This window comes from Arthrobacter sp. TmtSoilC48, assembly GCF_059739425.1.
The window spans coordinates 3496245-3514986 of the sequence record NZ_AP046049.1 but is presented as its reverse complement, the minus strand read 5'-3'; the positions used below and the strand labels follow the sequence as shown (position 1 = coordinate 3514986).

14 protein-coding genes are annotated in these 18742 nt (G+C 63.9%); 10 read left to right on the top strand and 4 right to left on the bottom strand.

What is annotated here, in order from left to right:
- Nucleotides 1-13: 13 nt before the first annotated feature.
- The 3 genes from AC6I97_RS16255 to AC6I97_RS16245 all read right to left on the bottom strand — a co-directional run bounded on the left by AC6I97_RS16255 (nucleotide 14) and on the right by AC6I97_RS16245 (nucleotide 6197).
- Nucleotides 14-3970, bottom strand: a complete 3957-nt coding sequence (locus AC6I97_RS16255; RefSeq protein WP_497945425.1) for a Pls/PosA family non-ribosomal peptide synthetase — start codon at nucleotides 3968-3970, stop codon at nucleotides 14-16.
- An 87-nt stretch (nucleotides 3971-4057) separates the two neighbouring features.
- On the bottom strand, nucleotides 4058-5023 hold the full coding sequence (locus AC6I97_RS16250) for a quinone oxidoreductase family protein (protein ID WP_497945424.1): 966 nt from the start codon (nucleotides 5021-5023) through the stop codon (nucleotides 4058-4060).
- A gap of 85 nt (nucleotides 5024-5108) precedes the next feature.
- Complete coding sequence (locus AC6I97_RS16245; RefSeq protein ID WP_224167019.1) at nucleotides 5109-6197, bottom strand: fatty acid desaturase family protein; 1089 nt, start codon at nucleotides 6195-6197, stop codon at nucleotides 5109-5111.
- A gap of 178 nt (nucleotides 6198-6375) precedes the next feature.
- On the opposite strand from AC6I97_RS16245, the gene argC reads away from it, so the two are divergent.
- From argC to AC6I97_RS16200, 9 genes are all read left to right on the top strand, one after another.
- Nucleotides 6376-7407, top strand: coding sequence for an N-acetyl-gamma-glutamyl-phosphate reductase (gene argC / locus AC6I97_RS16240; RefSeq protein WP_497945423.1), 1032 nt, complete (start codon nucleotides 6376-6378; stop codon nucleotides 7405-7407).
- Nucleotides 7404-8570, top strand: a complete 1167-nt coding sequence (argJ, locus tag AC6I97_RS16235) for a bifunctional glutamate N-acetyltransferase/amino-acid acetyltransferase ArgJ (RefSeq protein WP_497945422.1) — start codon at nucleotides 7404-7406, stop codon at nucleotides 8568-8570. Before argC ends, argJ begins: the two co-directional genes overlap by 4 nt.
- Nucleotides 8571-8580: 10 nt before the next feature.
- Nucleotides 8581-9540: an acetylglutamate kinase gene (gene argB / locus AC6I97_RS16230; protein WP_497945421.1), complete on the top strand. Its 960-nt coding sequence runs from the start codon at nucleotides 8581-8583 to the stop codon at nucleotides 9538-9540.
- Nucleotides 9537-10802: an acetylornithine transaminase gene (locus AC6I97_RS16225; RefSeq protein WP_497945420.1), complete on the top strand. Its 1266-nt coding sequence runs from the start codon at nucleotides 9537-9539 to the stop codon at nucleotides 10800-10802. Before argB ends, AC6I97_RS16225 begins: the two co-directional genes overlap by 4 nt.
- Entirely contained in the window at nucleotides 10799-11803 is a 1005-nt protein-coding gene (gene argF, locus AC6I97_RS16220; RefSeq protein ID WP_497945419.1) for an ornithine carbamoyltransferase, read from the top strand. The genes AC6I97_RS16225 and argF overlap by 4 nt, the downstream gene beginning before the upstream one ends.
- Nucleotides 11803-12339, top strand: coding sequence for an arginine repressor (locus tag AC6I97_RS16215; protein ID WP_497945418.1), 537 nt, complete (start codon nucleotides 11803-11805; stop codon nucleotides 12337-12339). The genes argF and AC6I97_RS16215 overlap by 1 nt, the downstream gene beginning before the upstream one ends.
- A gap of 72 nt (nucleotides 12340-12411) precedes the next feature.
- Entirely contained in the window at nucleotides 12412-13617 is a 1206-nt protein-coding gene (locus AC6I97_RS16210) for an argininosuccinate synthase (RefSeq protein ID WP_224092452.1), read from the top strand.
- Nucleotides 13617-15032 carry an argininosuccinate lyase gene (gene argH, locus AC6I97_RS16205; RefSeq protein WP_497945417.1) on the top strand — a complete coding sequence of 472 codons (1416 nt, stop codon included), beginning with the start codon at nucleotides 13617-13619 and terminating at the stop codon, nucleotides 15030-15032. The genes AC6I97_RS16210 and argH overlap by 1 nt, the downstream gene beginning before the upstream one ends.
- Nucleotides 15033-15108: 76 nt before the next feature.
- Entirely contained in the window at nucleotides 15109-15846 is a 738-nt protein-coding gene (locus AC6I97_RS16200) for a maleylpyruvate isomerase family mycothiol-dependent enzyme (RefSeq protein ID WP_497945416.1), read from the top strand.
- Nucleotides 15847-16493: 647 nt separating this feature from the next.
- On the opposite strand, the gene AC6I97_RS16195 is transcribed toward AC6I97_RS16200, so the two are convergent.
- The gene (locus AC6I97_RS16195) at nucleotides 16494-17984 is read right to left on the bottom strand and encodes a DNA-3-methyladenine glycosylase 2 family protein (RefSeq protein WP_497945415.1); all 1491 of its coding nucleotides are present in this window, start codon (nucleotides 17982-17984) and stop codon (nucleotides 16494-16496) included.
- A 94-nt stretch (nucleotides 17985-18078) separates the two neighbouring features.
- On the opposite strand from AC6I97_RS16195, the gene AC6I97_RS16190 reads away from it, so the two are divergent.
- Entirely contained in the window at nucleotides 18079-18726 is a 648-nt protein-coding gene (locus AC6I97_RS16190) for a DNA-3-methyladenine glycosylase (RefSeq protein ID WP_309928040.1), read from the top strand.
- Nucleotides 18727-18742 lie beyond the last annotated feature (16 nt).

Here is an 18742-nt window from a genome sequence, read left to right as displayed (position 1 = left end):
GGTCTGCCCCAATCTACTTGAGTCGGGCTGCCGGTGCTGCCGGACCCTCCCAAGGACTCACGGGGTTTCCCATCCAATAGGTCCCTGCCGGCACGGTTTCGCCGCGCATTACCAACGACGCCGGACCAACCGTGCCGCCGTCGCCAATCCTTGCGGCAGGAAGGATGACGCCATGGGGTCCCATGGTTGCCCCGTTGCCCAACGTCACAGTATCGATGCTCATGACGCGGTCGTGGAAGAGGTGCGTCTGGACCACGCAGCCGCGGTTGACCGTTGAGTTCTCGCCGAGCGTCACGAGGTCCGCTTCAGGGAGCCAGTAGCTTTCGCACCACGTTCCATGCCCGATCTTCGCGCCCAGGCCCCGGAGCCACCACACCAAAGCGGGAGTTCCAGCGGCTGAACGGGCGAACCATGGAGCGCTGACCATTTCAATGAAGGTGTCCACCACCTCATTGCGCCAAATGAACGAGCTCCACAAAGGGTGCTCACCGGCGCGAATGGTGCCCACAAGGACCCACTTGGCAATGATGGAACTCAATGCCGCCACCGCTCCGGCAGCCAAAACCACCACACCGCCTAGAAGTGCGGCCAACCAGTAACTCCAGCCCCGGGCGATCGCGTCCAGAACCAGCATGACCCCGACGCCGATTGCCACCGTGAGGATGACAGGCACCAGGCGGCACAGTTCCCAGAGACCCCTTGCCAGCTTCAGCTTCAAGGGTGGCTGGAACGTGAGGCTCTGATCGGCGTCGACGGCGGTGCGGCGCAACCTGACAGGTGGGCTGCCGAGCCAGGAGGTGCCGGACTTGGCTTTGGCCGGCGTAGCGGACAGCACGGCGACGAGAGAGTTCTTGGGCACGTTGCGGCCCGCTGCCGTCATACCCGAGTTGCCCAGGAACGAACGCTTCCCGATCTTGGCAGGGGCGATTTTCATCCAGCCGCCGCCGAGCTCGTAGGAGGCCACCATCGTGTCGTCGGCGAGGAATGCGCCGTCGCCGATCGTCGTCATCCTGGGCACCAACAGCACAGTCGATGCCTCCACGTTCCGTCCAACCTTGGCTCCCAGAAGACGGAGCCACACGGGGGTAAACAGGCTCGCATAGATGGGGAAGAGCAGGTCCCTTGCCATGTCCAGCAACCGCTCAGTGGCCCAAACCTGCCAACCGATGCGACTCCGCACCCGGTAGTACCCTTCCTTGAGTCCCAAGCCCAGGAGCCGGGCAACAACCAGGATCAGGATGAGGTTGCTGAAGAACCATGCGAGGGCGGCAAGCGGCAACGCCATGCTGATCTGCGGCAAGGCTTCTCCGAGAGACTCATGCCCACGGACAAATGCGAAGATGACCAAAGCACCGGCGAAGGCAGACACATATGGGATCAAGGCCAGAACGGCGGAGCCGGTGGCGAATGCCGAGAACCACAAGCGGGCCGCGATGGGGCTTCGGCTGCTGGGCTCAGGCCAGTCGTGTTTTGCTTTTCCCCGGCGTCGGGCCGGGGAGCCCGACACCAGGTGCCCGGCCTTCACCTTGCCCAGCACTGCGGACCCTGCCTCGACGCGCGCGCCAGCGCCGATGGTGGCTCCGGGCATGAGGGTACTTCGGGAGCCCACTACTGCTCCCGCGCCAACATGGATTTGGCCGATGTGGACAGAATCGCCGTCCACCCACCAGCCGGAGAGGTCCACTTCCGGCTCGATATTGGCCCCGGTTCCCAAGGACAGCAGACCGGTGACCGGCGGCAATGAATGCAGGTGGACGTCCCTTCCGATCTTTGCGCCGAGGGCCCGTGCGTAGTAGGGAACGAACGGTGCGCTGGCCAGGCCAATGGCACCGGAGAGGTCCTGTATTTGCTCAGCCAGCCAAAGCCGCAGGTGCGTCTTGCCGGACCGCGGATATGTTCCGGGTTCAACCTTGCCCAGCAGGATGCGGGCAGCCACCACCGAGATCGCCATGCGGCCCAGTGGACTGACAAAAATCAGCCAGGAAGTCCCGATCCACCACCAGGAAACCACGGGGGCTGCGGTGAATCCAGCGAAATCGGCCAACAGCCTGTTGGCAGCCATGAGGTAGGTCAACCACCGCATGCCCACCAGGATATGCAGGGGTACGCCCATGAGGACCTGGAAAACCTGCGACTTAAGGGCTGTGGGCCGTACGGTGCGCTCCGCAGCGGGACCCGGCATGCCGCCGTCGGGAAGCGACTGCCGCGCAGCCTCTATGAGTGCGCCAACCCGCGGCGTCGCATAGATGTCCGCCACCGTGATGGTCGGGTACCGAACGCGTAATGCGGAAACAAGCTGCGCGGCCGCCAGCGAGCCGCCACCGTACGCGAAGAAGTCCGCGTCAAGGGAGCTGACAGGGCTGCCGAGGACCGATTCCCACTGCTCCACAATCCATCGGGCGTCGTCCGGCAGATTCAGCGGTGCTTTGCCTGCCTCCTTGGCTACAGCGCCGGCAAGAGGCCACGGAAGCGAGTGACGATCCACCTTGCCGCTGGTCTTTGTCGGCAGCGAACCAACAACCGTCAGGAGGGGGACCAATGCTGCAGGAAGGCTCTCGCCCAACAGTCTGCGGGCCTCGTCCAGATCCAGTACGCAGCCCTCGGTGGGCGCCAGGTATCCGACGAGGATCTGGTTACCTGCCGCCGTCGTTTGCACCGCGGCGGCCGCACCTCCCACCCCAGGCAGAGACTGCAGTGCGGCATCGACTTCCCCCAGTTCGATCCGTCGCCCACCCAGTTTGACCTGTTCGTCGGCCCTCCCGATGAAGACCAGACCCTCGGCTTCGAAACGCACAAGGTCACCGGACCGGTAGGCGCGTTCCCAGGCCAGGGTCGGCATGGCTGCATACTTCTCAGCATCCTTGGCCGGATCCAGGTATCGGGCCAGGCCCACTCCGCCGATAATCAATTCCCCAATTTCACCCTTAACCACGGGAACGCCGGCCGAATCGACGACGGCGAGGTCCCAGCCGTCCAGCGGCAGTCCGATGCGAACAGGGCCAGGTCCGCCCAGGGGAGCCGCGCAGGCGACCACCGTGGCCTCGGTGGGTCCGTACGTGTTCCAGACTTCCCGGCCGTCGACGGCGAGCCGTTCGGCGAGTTCAGGCGGGCAGGCCTCCCCACCAAAGATGAGTAGTCGCACATTCTCGAGGGCTTCGACCGGCCACAAAGCAGCCAGGGTTGGCACTGTCGAAACAACGGTGATGCCGTGGTTGATGAGCCATGGGCCCAGATCCATGCCGGTCCGTACAAGGGCGCGCGGAGCCGGTACCAGGCAGGCGCCGTGCCGCCAGGCCAGCCACATCTCCTCGCAGGAAGCATCGAACGCGACCGAAAGGCCGGCCAGGACCCTGTCCTGCGGGCCGATGGGATCGGATTGCAGGAAGAGACGGGCTTCGGCGTCCACGAAAGCGGCCGACGAGCTGTGCTTGACGGCAACGCCCTTCGGCGTACCCGTGGAACCGGAGGTAAAGATGATCCACGAGTCGTCATCCAGCCCAGGTTTCTGCGGCTCCGTCACGGCCTTCCGCGCCTCGCCTGCCACTTCAACGGACAGGCCGGCACCAACGACGGCGGCCACCTTGGCTTCGCCAAAAACCAGCCGGGCGCGCTCCTCGGGGTCGTCGGCATCCACGGGGACGTAGGCTGCCCCCGCCATGAGGATTCCCAGGATGGCGACATAAAGATCACCGGTGCCGGATGGGATGCGGACGCCGACCTTGTCCCCTCGGCCAAGACCAGCGGCGTTCAGGACCCGCGCGAACGCGCGGACTGCTCCAAGCAGTTCGGTGTAGCTCAGTGACTTCCGGCCATCGTCCAATGCCGAGGATTCCGGAAAAGCTGCCGCAGTCGCTTCGAGCATATCCACCAGGGTCCGCTGAGGAGGTGCTGCAGACGCCCCCGGAAACTGGGGGCGGTAGGTGGCCAAGGCATCCAAGTTCCCGGCCACGGCAGATTGTTCTGTGCTCACGCAGTCAGCTTTGCCCAGAAAGGTGAACAAAAGGTGTCGGCGGCTTCCTGCCGTTCACGGTTTGTTGCACGAATGATCGCTTTGCCGTTACGGCAGCAGAAGGACCTTCCCCGTGGTGAGGCGTCCTTCGAGGTCCCTGTGTGCCTGGGCCGCTTCGGCCAAGGGGTAGGTAGCGCCGACCCGAACCGCCAGCGTGCCGTTCGCTGCGGCCTCGAAGATCTCGGCTGAGCGCCAACGCCGCTCGTGCGTGTTCTGGACGAAATGGCCCATCGTGGGGCGCGTCAATGTCAGGGAGCCGCCGGAGTTCAGGCGTTGGGGATCGAACGGGGGGACGGGACCTGAAGCGGCTCCGAAGAGCACCATGGAACCCCTGATGCGCAGGCTCCGCAGGGAGTCGTCGAACGTATCCTTGCCCACGCCGTCGTACACCACATTGACGCCCTCGCCGTTGGTAAGTTCGCGGACCTTGTCCGCGAAGCCTTCATAGCGGAGGACTTCGTCGGCGCCGGCGAGCTTGGAGAGGTCGGCCTTTTCGTCTGAGGAAACTGTGGTGATGACCCGTGCCCCACGCGCCTTCAACAGTTGGGTTAGAAGCAGTCCCACACCGCCGGCTCCCGCGTGCAGCAGCACCGTGTGGCCAGGTTCCACGCGGAAGGAGGAGTTCATCAGGTAGTGGGCGGTTATTCCCTGCAGTGGCAGGGCGGCTGCGGTGTGATCATCGACGCCGGCCGGCACGGGGAGCGCCTTCGCAGCTTCCACGATTGCGTAGTCAGCGTAGGTCCTGGAACCTTCGGCCGTGGCAATCCTGTCACCTACCGAGAAGTCCTCCACGCCCTCACCCATTGCTTCGATGGTTCCGGCGGCTTCCGCGCCGGGAGTGAAGGGGTACTCAACCTTGTAGATGCCGCGGCGCTGGTAGGTCTCAATGAAATTGACCCCGGCAGCTGCGACCTTGATCAACAGCTGCCCGGGACCAGGTACGGGTGGCTCCACGGAAGCATATTCGAGGACTTCAGGTCCTCCCGGCTCCTTGGCAACAATCGCGTGCGTCATGGTGGCTCCTTACTCCGGGACGGTCCTTCCGGTGCCCGGTTCCAGAACCCATCCTATGAAGGATGACGCCTTTGGTTGTGGAGGCCTAGAAGCGTCCGTGCGTCGAAGCGACGGGGCAGTCGAAGCCACGACCAGCTGCCAGGCCTACCTCGTTGAGGTAGCTGACCACTATCCCGTAGGACTGAATCAGCGTGGTTTCCGTGTACGGGATGGAATGCTTCGTGCAGAACTCGCGGACGATTCCTGCGGCCTTGTGAAGGTGGGGCCGGGCCATGTCAGGGAACAAATGGTGTTCCACCTGGCGGTTCAGTCCGCCCAGCAGGAAGTCCATGAAGCGTCCGCCCGAGATGTTGCGGGAGGTAAGGATCTGCCGGTTGAGGAAGTCGACTCGGCTGTCCTTGGGAAGGACAGGCATGCCCTTGTGGTTGGGGGCAAACGAGGCGCCCATGTAGAAGCCGTAGACCATGATCTGGACACCGAGGAACGCAAACGCCATACCGATGGGCAGGAAGGTGAAAGCGAGGACCGGAAGGGCGGCAAGACGGGCCACCAGGATAGGCGTCTCCACCCAGCGGTGGCGCACCTTCTGCTTGCCGAAGACAAAGCGAAGCGAGTCGAATTGCAGGCTCAGGCCAAGGAGCGTGAGGAGCGGGAAGAAAAACCAGCCCTGCTTCTTGGTCAGGAAGGCCAGGCGTCCTTTGCGTTCGGCGGCTGCATCTTCGTAGAAGACCAGCGCGTTGTTCCGGATGTCAGGGTCCTTGGAAATGACGTTGGGGTGGTTGTGGTGGGCACCGTGTTTTTGCTCCCACCAGGAGTAGCTGATGCCTGCGATTCCTGTTGCCAGGAGGCGGGCTGACCAGTCGTTTGCGCGACGGGACGCGAAGATCTGCTTGTGTCCGGCCTCGTGTGCCAGGAAGCTCAATTGTGTGCAGAAAATACCCACGGCGGCAGCGATCAGGAGCTGGAACCAGGAGTCACCCAGCAGGGCGAAGCCTGTCCAGGTGGCGGCCATGAGGATCATGAGGGCTACGAAGAGCCAGATGTAGAACCCGCTGCGCCGTTCGAGAAGACCGGCAGCTTTCACGCTCTTAAGGAGCTCCGAATAGCTTTGAACAACGGGGTTTGGCTGAATTGCGCGTGTCTTGGGGCGCTCAGCGGTGGACGTGGGTGCCATTTATGTGCCCCGTATCGCTAACGGGCAACGCTGCAGCCGACGTTCGGACTGCACGGTCTGGATCACCCTCCACTAAGCATACGCCGTCCGCACTAACTTATGTGACGCCGTGCACTTGCCAGAAGACGGCGTGCATAAATATCGGCAACCATGAATAGTTTTGCTGTACAGTGGAGCTATGACTATTTCTGTTGCCGTCTCCGGTGCCAGCGGCTACGCCGGGGGAGAAGTGCTGCGCCTGCTTGCGGGCCATCCGAACGTCACTATCGGTGCGATCACTGCGCACAGCAACGCCGGTTCCAGACTAGGGGAGTTGCAGCCGCATCTCCACGGTTTGGCAAGTCGGATTCTTGAAGACACCACTGTGGAGAACCTGTCCGGGCATGATGTCGTCTTCCTGGCGCTCCCGCACGGCGCTTCTGCGGAGATCGCTGCCCAATTGCCGGAAGGCACAGTAGTCATCGACGCCGGAGCGGACCACCGCCTGCAGGATCCGGCTGCCTGGGAAAAGTTTTACGGCTCGGCCCACGCCGGGACCTGGCCGTATGGGCTCCCTGAACTGCCGGGACAGCGCGACGCCCTCAAGGGTGCCAAGCGCATTGCGGTCCCCGGCTGCTACCCGACGTCGGCCCTGCTCGCCTTGACGCCGGGGTTCGCCAATAACCTCCTCCTGACGGACGACGTCGTAATTGTCTCGGCCTCTGGTACCTCCGGTGCGGGCAAGGCGGCAAAGGTCAACCTGATCGGCTCCGAAGTCATGGGATCCATGAGCCCCTATGGAGTTGGCGGCGGGCACCGCCACACGCCGGAAATCGAGCAGGGGCTTTCCAATGCCGCCGGCGAGCCGGTGACGGTGTCCTTTACTCCAACCCTGGCTCCGATGAGCCGCGGTATCCTCACTACGGCCACTGCGAAAGTCGGGCACGGAGTTACCTACGCCGAACTGCGCCAAGCCTGGGCGGAGGCTTATGACGACGAGCCGTTCGTCCACCTTCTCCCCGAGGGCCAGTGGCCCAGCACCAAGTCAGTGCAAGGTTCCAACCACGCAGTCATGCAGGTGGCCTTCGACCAGCACACCGGCCGCGTCATTGTCACGTGCGCTATCGACAACCTCACCAAGGGAACAGCCGGCGGAGCCGTGCAGTCCATGAACATAGCCCTCGGCCTGGACGAAACCGCCGGCCTGAACCTGCAGGGAGTTGCACCGTGACCATTACCGCACCCAAGGGATTCCGGGCTTCCGGCATCAAAGCCGGCATCAAAGCTTCCGGCAACCCGGATCTGGCCCTCGTCGTCAACGACGGTCCGCGAAAGTCCGCTGCCGCCGTCTTCACCTCAAACCGCGTAGCCGCTGCTCCGGTTCACTGGTCACGCCAGGTGGTCAGCGATGGCCGTGTGGACGCCGTGATCCTGAACTCCGGCGGAGCCAACGCCTGCACTGGCCCGCAGGGATTCCAGAACACGCATGCCACGGCCGAGAAAGTGGCCGAAGTGCTGGGAGTCTCAGCTTCCGACGTCGTGGTTTGCTCCACTGGCCTGATCGGCGAGCAACTGCCCATGGACAAGATCCTTCCGGGCGTTGAAGCCGCGTTCGGCGAGCTTTCGGCAGACGGCGGTTCGGCCGCTGCCACGGCGATCATGACTACTGACAGCGTCTCCAAGGAGGCCGTCTTCACTGGAACCGACGCCGAAGGCAAGCAGTTCACCGTTGGCGGCATCGCGAAGGGTGCCGGCATGCTGGCCCCCGGCCTGGCAACCATGCTTGTTGTCCTCACCACCGACGCCGAGGTACCGGCGGACGAGCTCGACGTCGTCCTCCGCGATGCCACGCGTGTCACGTTTGACCGCGCCGACTCTGACGGTTGCATGTCCACCAACGACACCGTGGTGCTGATGGCCTCGGGTGCCTCCGAAGCACTGCCCTCTGCGGAACAGCTGAGCGAGGCCATTACGAAGGTGTGCGCCGAGTTGGCCCGTAAGCTCATCGGCGACGCCGAAGGTGCAAGCCACGACATCGCCATCCGTACCTTCAACGCGGCAAGCGAACGCGACGCCGAGATCGTTAGCCGCGCCGTTGCGCGCTCCAACCTCTTCAAAGCGGCCATCTTCGGCAAGGACCCCAACTGGGGCCGGGTACTCTCTGCCGTGGGCACCACCGATGCCGTGTTCGAGCCGGACCAGCTCAACGTGTCCATGAACGGCGTGCAGATCTGCCGCAACGGCAGCATCGGCGAGGACCGTAACCTGGTGGACCTTGAACCGCGTGAGGTGCGCGTCGACATCGACCTGCAGGCCGGCGACGCCGAGGCAACCATCTGGACCAATGACCTCACGCACGACTACGTGCATGAGAACAGTGCATACTCGAGCTGAGCGGATGACTATGACTGCGCACACCCGGGAAACCACGTCCGCGAGCCACGTCTCGGCCGAAGCAGCCCAGGACAAAGCGGGCACGCTGATCGAGGCCTTGCCCTGGATCCAGCGTTTCGCTGGAACCACCATGGTGATCAAGTACGGCGGGAACGCCATGGTCAACGATGACCTTCGGCGTGCCTTCGCCGAGGATATCGTGTTCCTCCACCACGTGGGCATCCACCCTGTGGTGGTGCACGGCGGCGGTCCGCAGATCAACTCCATGCTGGGCCGGCTTGGCATCGAGTCCGAATTCAAGGGTGGGCTGCGCGTCACCACTCCGGAAGCAATGGACGTGGTGCGCATGGTCCTCACCGGCCAGGTGGGTCGTGAACTTGTGGGCCTCATCAATTCCCATGGTCCGTATGCGGTTGGCATGTCCGGCGAGGATGGCGGCCTGCTGCGCGCAGTCCGCACCGGAACCGTGGTGGACGGCGAGGAAGTTGACCTCGGCCTGGTGGGCGAAGTCGTAGGCGTCGATCCCGCCGGCATTAAGGACATCCTCGACGCCGGCCGCATCCCGGTGATCTCGACGGTCGCCCCGGAAATCCTCGACGACGGCAACGGTTCCGGTCCCACTACCGGCCAGGTCCTTAACGTCAACGCAGACACGGCGGCTGCAGCTGTCGCTTCTGCGCTGGGCGCCTCCAAGCTGGTCATCCTGACCGACGTCGAGGGCCTCTACGCGAACTGGCCGGACAAATCGTCGCTGATCTCTTCGCTGACTGCATCCGAACTCCGCGAGATGCTGCCCAAGCTCGAGTCGGGCATGATCCCCAAGATGGCTGCATGCCTGAAGGCGATCGACGAAGGCGTGGAACGCGCGCACATCGTGGATGGCCGGCTGCCGCACTCAATGCTGCTGGAAACCTTTACGACCGCGGGCATCGGCACCCAAGTAGTACCTGACGAGGAAGTGAACGCATGACCGCGAACGAAGCAGAACTGGTGGAATCCCCAACAGACGCCATTACTGGCCACAGCTCAGGCGCTGACTGGCTGGCCCGCTACAACTCGTCGCTTATGGGTGTCTTCGGCACGCCCCAGCGGGTCCTGGTCCGCGGCGCAGGTTGCCTCGTGTGGGACGCCGACGGCAAGGAATACCTGGATCTCCTCGGCGGCATCGCCGTGAACGCGCTGGGCCACGCCCACCCCTTCGTCACCTCCGTGATCTCCAGCCAGCTCGCCACGCTTGGACACGTTTCCAACTTCTTCACGAGCCCCACGCAGATCGCGTTGGCTGAGAAGCTCCTGGCCATCACCAATGCTCCCGCGGGATCCAAGGTTTTCTTTGCCAACTCCGGCACGGAAGCCAACGAGGCAGCGTTCAAGCTGGCCCGCCGGAACAGCGACGCCAAGCGCAGCAGGATTGTTGCCCTCGAAGGCGCTTTCCACGGCCGCACCATGGGTGCCCTCGCACTCACGGCCAAAGAGGCCTACCGGACACCGTTCGAGCCCCTGCCCGGCGGTGTGGTCCACATTCCGTTCGGTGACATCGAAGCCCTGCGCTCCGCCGTCGACGAATCCACGGCAGCCGTCTTCCTGGAACCAATCCAAGGCGAAGCGGGCGTCCGGCCGCTGAGCGCCGAATATCTGCAGGCAGCCCGCGAAGCCACCACGGCGGCCGGCGCCTTGTTGATTTTGGACGAGGTCCAGACCGGCATCGGCCGGACCGGCAAATGGCTGGCCAGCGAAGACGCGGGGATTGTCCCCGACGCCATTACGCTTGCCAAGGGACTTGGCGGCGGCTTCCCGGTCGGTGCGTTGATTACTTTCGGAAGCACGACGTCGGCCCTGCTCACCGCCGGGCAGCACGGAACCACTTTCGGTGGAAATCCCGTGGCCACGGCTGCCGCCCTTGCCACGCTGCACGCGATCGAGAGCCAGGGTGTCCTCCAGAATGTTCTGAGTGTCGGGGCACACCTCCGCGAGGGTCTTGCCCGGGTGGACGCCGTGACTGAGGTCCGCGGTGAAGGTCTCCTTATCGGATTCGACGTCAATGCCGATGTAGCGCCTGCAATGGTTACTGCAGGCCTTGACGCCGGGTTCATCATCAACAGCCCGGGGCCAAGGACCATCCGGCTGGCACCGCCGCTGATCCTCACCATCGAGCAGGCAGACCGTTTCCTGGCTGCACTGCCTGAGCTCATTGCAACGGCTACCGCCCAAACTGCTAAGGACGCACAGTGACTACACCCACCACCCGTCACTTCCTCAAGGACACCGACCTGAGCCCTGCTGAGCAGGCCGAGGTTCTTGAGCTCGCAGCCCGCATGAAAGCGGCGCCGTACAGCGTCCAACCTTTCGCGGCCGATGGCAATGGCCGGAAGACCGTCGCCGTCATCTTCGACAAGACCTCCACCCGTACCCGTGTTTCCTTCGCCACCGGCATCGCGGACATGGGCGGCAACGCGCTCATCATCAACCCCGGCGAAGCACAGATCGGGCATAAGGAATCCGTGGAGGACACCGCCAAGGTCCTGGAGCGCATGGTCTCCACCATCGTGTGGCGGACCGGGGCCCACTCGGGCCTGGTTGCCATGGCGGAAAACTCCAAGGTCCCGGTCATCAACGCCCTGTGCGACGACTACCACCCGTGCCAGCTCCTCGCGGACCTCCTGGCGGTCAAGGAGCACAAAGGTGAACTGAAGGGCCTGAGCATGGCCTACCTCGGTGATGCGGCCAACAACATGGCCAATTCCTACCTTCTGGCTGGCGTCACAGCCGGCATGCACGTCCGTATTTCCGGTCCCGTTGGCTACTTGCCGGCCCCGGAGATTGTGGCTGCCGCAGAAGAGCGTGCCGCCGAGACAGGCGGCTCCGTGCTCATCACGAGCGACGCCGCGGAAGCCCTCAAGGGCGCCGACGTAGTGGCAACGGACACTTGGGTGTCAATGGGCCAGGAAGCCGAGAAGGAAGCCCGGATGCAGTTGTTCCGCGACTACTCCGTGGATGAGGCCGCCATGGCGCAGGCTGCGCCGGACGCCGTCGTTCTTCACTGCCTTCCGGCGTACCGCGGTTATGAAATTTCTGCGGGCGTCATTGACGGCCCGCAGTCCATCGTCTGGGATGAGGCGGAAAACCGGCTCCATGCCCAGAAGGCACTCATGGCCTGGCTGATGCACCGTTCCGGCCTCGCGTTCGTGGACGGTCTTTCTCCCGTCGAGGGCACCGGGGAAAGCACGTTCTAGTGTCCACCAATCCGTCGGCTCCGGGCGCCAGCCCGGCCACCAAGACTGCCCGCCAGGCGCGTATCACCGCGATCCTGACGGGTGAGTCCGTGCGTTCCCAGGCAGAGCTTGCAGCCCTGCTGGCGGACGACGGCGTTCAGGTCACTCAAGCCACGCTGTCCCGCGACCTTGTGGAACTTGGCGCGGTGAGAGTTCGCGGCAAGGAAGGCGCACTGGTCTATGCCGTTCCGGGGGAGGGCGGTGACCGCAACGCTAAAAGCGGCGTCACACAGGAAATCCTGGACGCGCGGCTCTCCCGGCTGTGTGGTGAGTTGCTCGTAACTGCCGAGGCTTCGGGCAACATTGTTGTCCTGCGAACACCTCCGGGGGCAGCGAACTTCCTGGCACTGGCCATCGACCACTCCGTAATGCCGTCGGTATTGGGTACGATCGCAGGCGACGACACTCTGCTGTTGGTTGCCAGGGATCCCGACGGCGGAGCCGAACTGGCGGCCCGTTTCCTGCGGATGGCCGAGGAAGCCGGACCGGGAAACTAGCCCGCGGTGGCAACAACCGATTTACGCAGCATTGATTTCAAATGAACCAAGCAACAACAAAGGAGCACTCTCGTGACTGAGCGCATTGTTCTGGCCTACTCCGGTGGCCTCGATACGTCCGTAGCCATCGGCTGGATCGGTGAAGCCACCGGCGCCGAGGTCATCGCCGTGGCCGTCGACGTCGGACAGGGCGGCGAGTCCCTGGAGACCATCCGCCAGCGCGCCCTCGGTTGCGGCGCCGTCGAGGCCTATGTTGCCGACGCCCGCGACGAATTCGCCAACGAATACGCCATGCCGACGCTGAAGGCCAACGCCCTCTACCAGGGCCACTACCCGCTGGTGTCCGCCATTTCGCGTCCGGTGATCGTCAAGCACCTCGTGAAGGCTGCCCGCGAATTCGGTGCCACCACCGTCGCCCACGGCTGCACCGGCAAGGGCAATGACCAGGTCCGCTTCGAAGTTGGCATCCAGACGCTCGGCCCGGACCTGAAGTGCATCGCACCGGTCCGCGACCTCGCCCTGACCCGCGACAAGGCGATTGCCTTCGCCGAGGAAAAGGGACTGCCGATCGAGACCACCAAGAAGAACCCGTACTCGATCGACCAGAACGTCTGGGGACGCGCCGTCGAGACCGGCTACCTTGAGGACATCTGGAACGCACCTACCAAGGACATCTACGACTACACCGCCACGCCGGAATTCCCGCCGGCGCCGGACGAGGTCACCATTTCCTTCGAAGCCGGCGTGCCGGTAGCCATCGACGGCGTGAAGGTCACCCCGCTGCAGGCCATCCAGGAACTGAACCGCCGTGCCGGCGCGCAGGGCGTTGGCCGCATCGACGTCGTCGAGGACCGCCTCGTTGGCATCAAGTCCCGCGAAATCTACGAGGCACCGGGTGCAATGGCGCTGATCACCGCCCACAAGCACCTCGAGGATGTCACAATCGAGCGCGAGCAGGCCCGCTTCAAGGCCACCGTTGGCCAGCGCTGGGCCGAGCTGGTCTACGACGGCCAGTGGTTCTCCCCGCTGAAGCGCTCCCTGGACGCGTTCATCGAGGACACCCAGAAGTACGTCTCCGGCGACATCCGCATGGTCCTCCACGGCGGCCAGGCAATCGTCAACGGTCGTCGCTCCGAGACTTCGCTGTACGACTTCGACCTCGCTACCTACGACACCGGCGACACCTTCGACCAGTCCATGGCGCGCGGCTTCATCGAGCTGTGGGGCATGTCCTCCAAGGTTGCCTCCGGCCGCGACCTGCGGGTCTCGGGCGAATAATGACGTCCGCAACAAACGAAGGCGCACTGTGGGGCGGCCGGTTCGCCGGCGGCCCCGCGGATGCGCTGGCAGCATTGAGCAAGTCCACGCACTTTGACTGGCGGCTGGCCCGCTATGACATCGCCGGCTCCAAGGCGCACGCCCGCGTGCTGGCGAAGGCCGGATTGCTGGACGACGCCGAACTTGAAGGCATGCTTGCCGCCCTTACCCGGCTGGACGAGGACGTCGCCAGCGGCGCCTACCTCCCGGCCGAGAGCGATGAGGATGTTCACGGTTCCCTTGAGCGTGGCCTGATCGAGCGTGCCGGAACCCAGTTGGGCGGCAAGCTTCGTGCCGGCCGTTCCCGCAACGATCAAGTGGCAACGCTCGGCCGCATGTTCCTGCGCGACCATGCCCGGATCATCGCGGCTGGCGTCCTCGCCACCATCGACGCACTCGTGGAGCAGGCAAAGGCTCACCAAGGTGTGGCGATGCCTGGTCGGACGCACCTGCAGCATGCGCAGCCGGTGTTGCTGAGCCATCACCTTCTGGCACACGCCTGGGCGCTGCTTCGCGATGTACAGCGACTCCAGGACTGGGACAAGCGTGCTGGCGTTTCGCCGTATGGGTCGGGTGCCTTGGCCGGTTCGTCGCTGGGGCTGGATCCTGAGGCCGTTGCAGCTGATCTTGGCTTCTTCTCGGCTGTCCACAACTCGATTGATGGCACCGCCTCCCGCGATGTCTTCGCCGAGTTCGCGTGGGTCTGCTCCATGATTGGCGTTGATCTTTCCCGGATCTCCGAGGAAGTCATCTTCTGGGCCACCAAGGAATTCTCCTTCGTGACCCTGCACGACTCGTACTCCACTGGGTCCTCGATCATGCCGCAGAAGAAGAACCCGGACGTTGCCGAGCTCGCGCGCGGCAAGGCAGGACGCCTCATCGGCAACCTGACCGGACTGCTGGCAACGCTCAAGGGCCTGCCGCTCGCGTACAACCGCGATTTGCAGGAGGACAAGGAACCGGTCTTCGACGCCGCCGACACCCTGGAGCTGTTGCTTCCCGCCGTGTCCGGCATGATCGCGACCCTCAAGTTCAACACCGAGCGTATGGAGTCCCTGGCTCCCCAGGGCTTTGCGCTGGCCACTGACATCGCAGAATGGCTCGTCCGCCAGGGCGTTCCCTTCCGTGAAGCACACGAGCTTTCAGGTGCTGCGGTCAAGCAGGCTGAAAGCCGTGGGGTTGAGCTGTGGGACCTGACGGATGAAGAGTATTCAGCGATCTCGGAGCACTTGACTCCCGAGGTCCGCAGCGTGCTCAGCACTGAGGGTTCGCTCAACAGCCGCAACTCCCAGGGCGGAACTGCACCGGCCGCCGTCGAACGCCAATTGGTGGCGCTCACGGCAGAACTGGATGCAGCACGCAGCTACGCCAGCTAAACGCATCATCAACCCTGTGGGATGGCACATCACGTGCCGTCCCACAGGGCTTTAAGGGGTGCGTTAGCATGTCGCTATGACTCAGATCACCACTGGGGCGCTGCCCGCAGAGCTTCACAAAGCCGCCGACATCGTTACCCGCCTCCTCACCAAAATGGACGAGGCATCCGTCCCGAAACCGTCCGAGCTCCCGGGCTGGACCCGTGGCCACGTCCTCGCCCATATTGCCGGGATTTCGCGCGCCATGGCCCGCCAGCTCGAGTACGCCCGGCGCGGTGAGGCCGTGGAACTGTACGACGGCGGCATGGACGGCCGCAACAAGGCCATCGAGCTGGCCGCCGGACACAGCCTCGCAGACCATAAGGAGTCCGTTGACACCGCGCTGTCTCGTGCCTTGGCGGCGTTTGACGCACTGGAACCAGCCGACTGGGAGGCGCGCATCAGCTACCGGGACGGAACAGTCCTCGACGGCGGTCTGGCACTGTGGCGCGAACTCACCATCCATGCATCGGATCTTGGACTGGGATATGGGCCTGAAACCTGGAGCCGGCCCTTCTGCGAGCACCTGTTCACTTTCCTCGAAGCACGCGTTCCGGAGAAGTACAAATTTGTCCTGCAGCCCACAGGACTGCCGCAGCGGGTCATTGGCCACGGGGGCACCTCGATTGCCATTACGGGCATGCTCACGGACATCGCGGCATGGCTCGCCGGCCGTGAACCGAGCTTGGGAAGCCTGCGAGCTACCGCGGCGGCCGACGGCGTTGACCTGCCCGAGCTGCTCCCATGGCCGGCGGCACAACCCGCGGCCCGCTAGGCCGTCCTTCTCTCACTTCCTGACGTGTTTCGGCCGGTGCTCTCTCACTTCCTGACGTGTTTCGGCCGGTGCTCTCTCACTTCCTGACGTGTTTCGGCCGGTGCTCTCTCACTTCCTGACGTGTTTCGGTGGATGCTCTCTCACTTCCTGACGTGTTTCGGCCGGTGCTCTCTCACTTCCTGACGTGTTTCGGCCGTCCTTCTCTCACTTCGTGCCGTTTTTTGGGTCGTGGTCGCTAACGTCCTGATGCATCGGGGGAGCGGTACGACGTCGGCACGCGGCGGAATGCCGATGCGGGGTTATGGGAGACGAAAGGGAGCTGCGAGTCCTTGTCCCTTGGGGATGTTCTCTCAGATCCTGAGGCTTTTCCGGCGACGCTCTCTCACTTCCCGCGGCGTTTTCCCCTTTCCTCTCTCACTTCCTGCCGCGTTGAGATGTGAGAGAGGAAACGGCGAAAGGCGTTGGGATGTGAGTGAAGGATGGCGGAAGGGCGTTGGGATGTGAGTGAAGGATGGCGGAAGGGCGTTGGGATGTGAGTGAAGGATGGCGGAAGGGCGTTGGGATGTGAGTGAAGGATCGCGGAAGGGCGTTGGGATGTGAGAGAAGGATCGCGGAAGGGCGCCGGGATGTGAGAGCGGAAACGGGAGCTACGAGTCTTTGGGCTTCGTTGCCGCCCGCCACAAATGCATGGTGGCGTAGGACCGCCAAGGACTGACTTCCCGGAATTCAGGGGTGAGGCCGGGACCATGAGGGAGGACCCGCAACCCGTTTCGAACGGCCGCGTCATTGCTCAGGAAAACGTCGGGCGCTCCCAGCACGCGCATGGCGACATACCCTACGGTCCAAGGCCCAATTCCTGGTAATGGCAGCAACTTTCGCTCCAGTCCTGCAACGTCGTCGCCGTAGCCGAACTCGAGGGTCCCTGTGGCCATCGCTTCGGCCACGGCAACCACTGACTCGATGCGCCGCTGCGGTCCCCGCAGCAGGATGCGGGCGTCTTCGGCGAGTTCCGCCGCGGTCGGAAACAGGCGATCCAGGCCGGGGACACCGCCGTCGATCGGGGAGCCGAGAGCTGATAATTGGGTCAGTGCCGTCCAGGCAGCAGCAACGGTGATTTGCTGGCCGATCAGCGCCCTGACCAGCAATTCCTGGGGGTCGACTGCTCCTGGCACGCGAATTCCGGGAACCTCCTTGATGCTCCCTTTGAGCCGGGGGTCCATCGCCAAGGCGTCGTCGATCGCTTCTGGGTCGGCGTCCAGATCGAACAACCTGCGGACACGACTCAACAACACCGGGAGGTCGTGGAGGTCCACCACCGTAGCCGACAACTGCAAGGGCTTGCCCTGCCTTGAGGGGCTGTAGGCCACCGAGAACGTGGCGTTGCCGCGCGGGAGGCGGAGGGTTCGGGCATAGGTCCTGGTTCCGTCGTGTCCGGTGCTTGCCGACTCGATGCCCGGCACAGCACGAACCGCCAGGAAATCGAAGATTCCCGGGTCGAAGGGCTCCCGATATGGCAGATTCAACGTCAGAGCGGCTGGTGTCCCGTCGCTTACCTCCCCGGCACCCCTGCGTACTCCCGATTTCGCACCGGTGGCTCGCAGCGCCGTCGGGGTCATCGCAAAAACCTCGCCGATGGTGTCGTTGAATTGCCTCACGCTATTGAACCCCGAGGCAAAGGCGACATCGGCGAGGAGCATCTTCGTTGAGACCAACAGCGTCCTTGCTGTCTGCGCCCTGCTGGCCCGTGCCAGTGAGAGCGGGCCGGCGCCAAGTTCGTGGCTAAGGATGCGGTTGAGCTGGCGCGCGGAGTAGCCAAGGCGGTGCGCAAGGCCGTCGACCCCCTCGCGGGTGATAACGCCGTCGTTGATTAGGCGCATTGCACGGCCGGCAACGTCGGATCGGATGTTCCAGGCCGGTGTTCCGGGGACGGCCTCGGGCAGGCATCGCTTGCAAGCCCGGTACCCGGCTTCGTGGGCAGCGGCCGACGTCTCGTAGAACGTGACATTCTCGGCCTTCGGCGTACGGGCTGGGCAGGACGGCCGGCAGTAGATACCAGTCGAGCTGACGGCCGTGAAGAATTGTCCGTCGAAGCGGGTGTCGCGGGCGTCAATTGCCCTGTAGCACTGCCAGAAGTCCATTCCTTTATCCTGTCAGGAGACCACGTCCGCTGCTAGCGGAAATCGGACATGGCCGTTTCACGATTTTTGCTAGGGTCTGGGCATGAGCTCGTCCATGGAGAAGGGAGTCAGCGATCCCGAAAAAGTGCGTAAGTTCCTCGAAGGCGACCCCCGTGTCATCGCTCCACTGGTCCTTGGCGCGGTGCTCACCCACTACTCCGAAGCCGGTCCAGTCGCGGTGAGACTCACTGAAGTGGAGGCCTACATGGGGCCCCGCGATTCCGAACACCCCGATCCCGGATCGCACACTTTCGGCGGTCCCACGGCCCGTAACGCGCCGATGTTCGGACCACCGGGTTTCCTGTACGTGTACTTCACCTACGGCATGCACTACTGCGCCAACATCGTCTGCGGTCCAGCAGGCTCCCCGTCGGCGTTGCTTCTGCGGGCCGGCGAGATTGTAGAAGGCGAGGGGCTTGCCACCGTAAGGCGGCCTGCCTCCAAAACGCACAAGGACTTGGCCAGTGGACCTGCACGCCTGGCATCGGCGCTGGGACTTACGACGGCGGACACGGGCCGTGACGCGCTCGCCTCACCGTTCAGCTTTTGGCTGCCTAAGACGCCGGTAGCGGCCGTGGCCAGCGGACCGCGGGTTGGGGTAGCTGGTCCCGGTGGAAGTACGGACTACCCGTGGCGCTTCTGGATCGAAGATGATCCAACGGTGTCACGGTACAAAGCAGCGCGGCCACGCAACCGGGCGTGAACTTTGGCCGCTGGTC

Coding starts and splice junctions, on each gene's coding strand:
- AC6I97_RS16250 (WP_497945424.1), bottom strand. CDS start 5,023: ATGACGCACGCGATTGTTGCCAAGGAGCCGGGAGGACCTGAAGTCCTC.
- AC6I97_RS16245 (WP_224167019.1), bottom strand. CDS start 6,197: ATGGCACCCACGTCCACCGCTGAGCGCCCCAAGACACGCGCAATTCAG.
- argC (WP_497945423.1), top strand. CDS start 6,376: ATGACTATTTCTGTTGCCGTCTCCGGTGCCAGCGGCTACGCCGGGGGA.
- argB (WP_497945421.1), top strand. CDS start 8,581: ATGACTGCGCACACCCGGGAAACCACGTCCGCGAGCCACGTCTCGGCC.
- AC6I97_RS16225 (WP_497945420.1), top strand. CDS start 9,537: ATGACCGCGAACGAAGCAGAACTGGTGGAATCCCCAACAGACGCCATT.
- argH (WP_497945417.1), top strand. CDS start 13,617: ATGACGTCCGCAACAAACGAAGGCGCACTGTGGGGCGGCCGGTTCGCC.
- AC6I97_RS16200 (WP_497945416.1), top strand. CDS start 15,109: ATGACTCAGATCACCACTGGGGCGCTGCCCGCAGAGCTTCACAAAGCC.
- AC6I97_RS16195 (WP_497945415.1), bottom strand. CDS start 17,984: ATGGACTTCTGGCAGTGCTACAGGGCAATTGACGCCCGCGACACCCGC.
- AC6I97_RS16190 (WP_309928040.1), top strand. CDS start 18,079: ATGGAGAAGGGAGTCAGCGATCCCGAAAAAGTGCGTAAGTTCCTCGAA.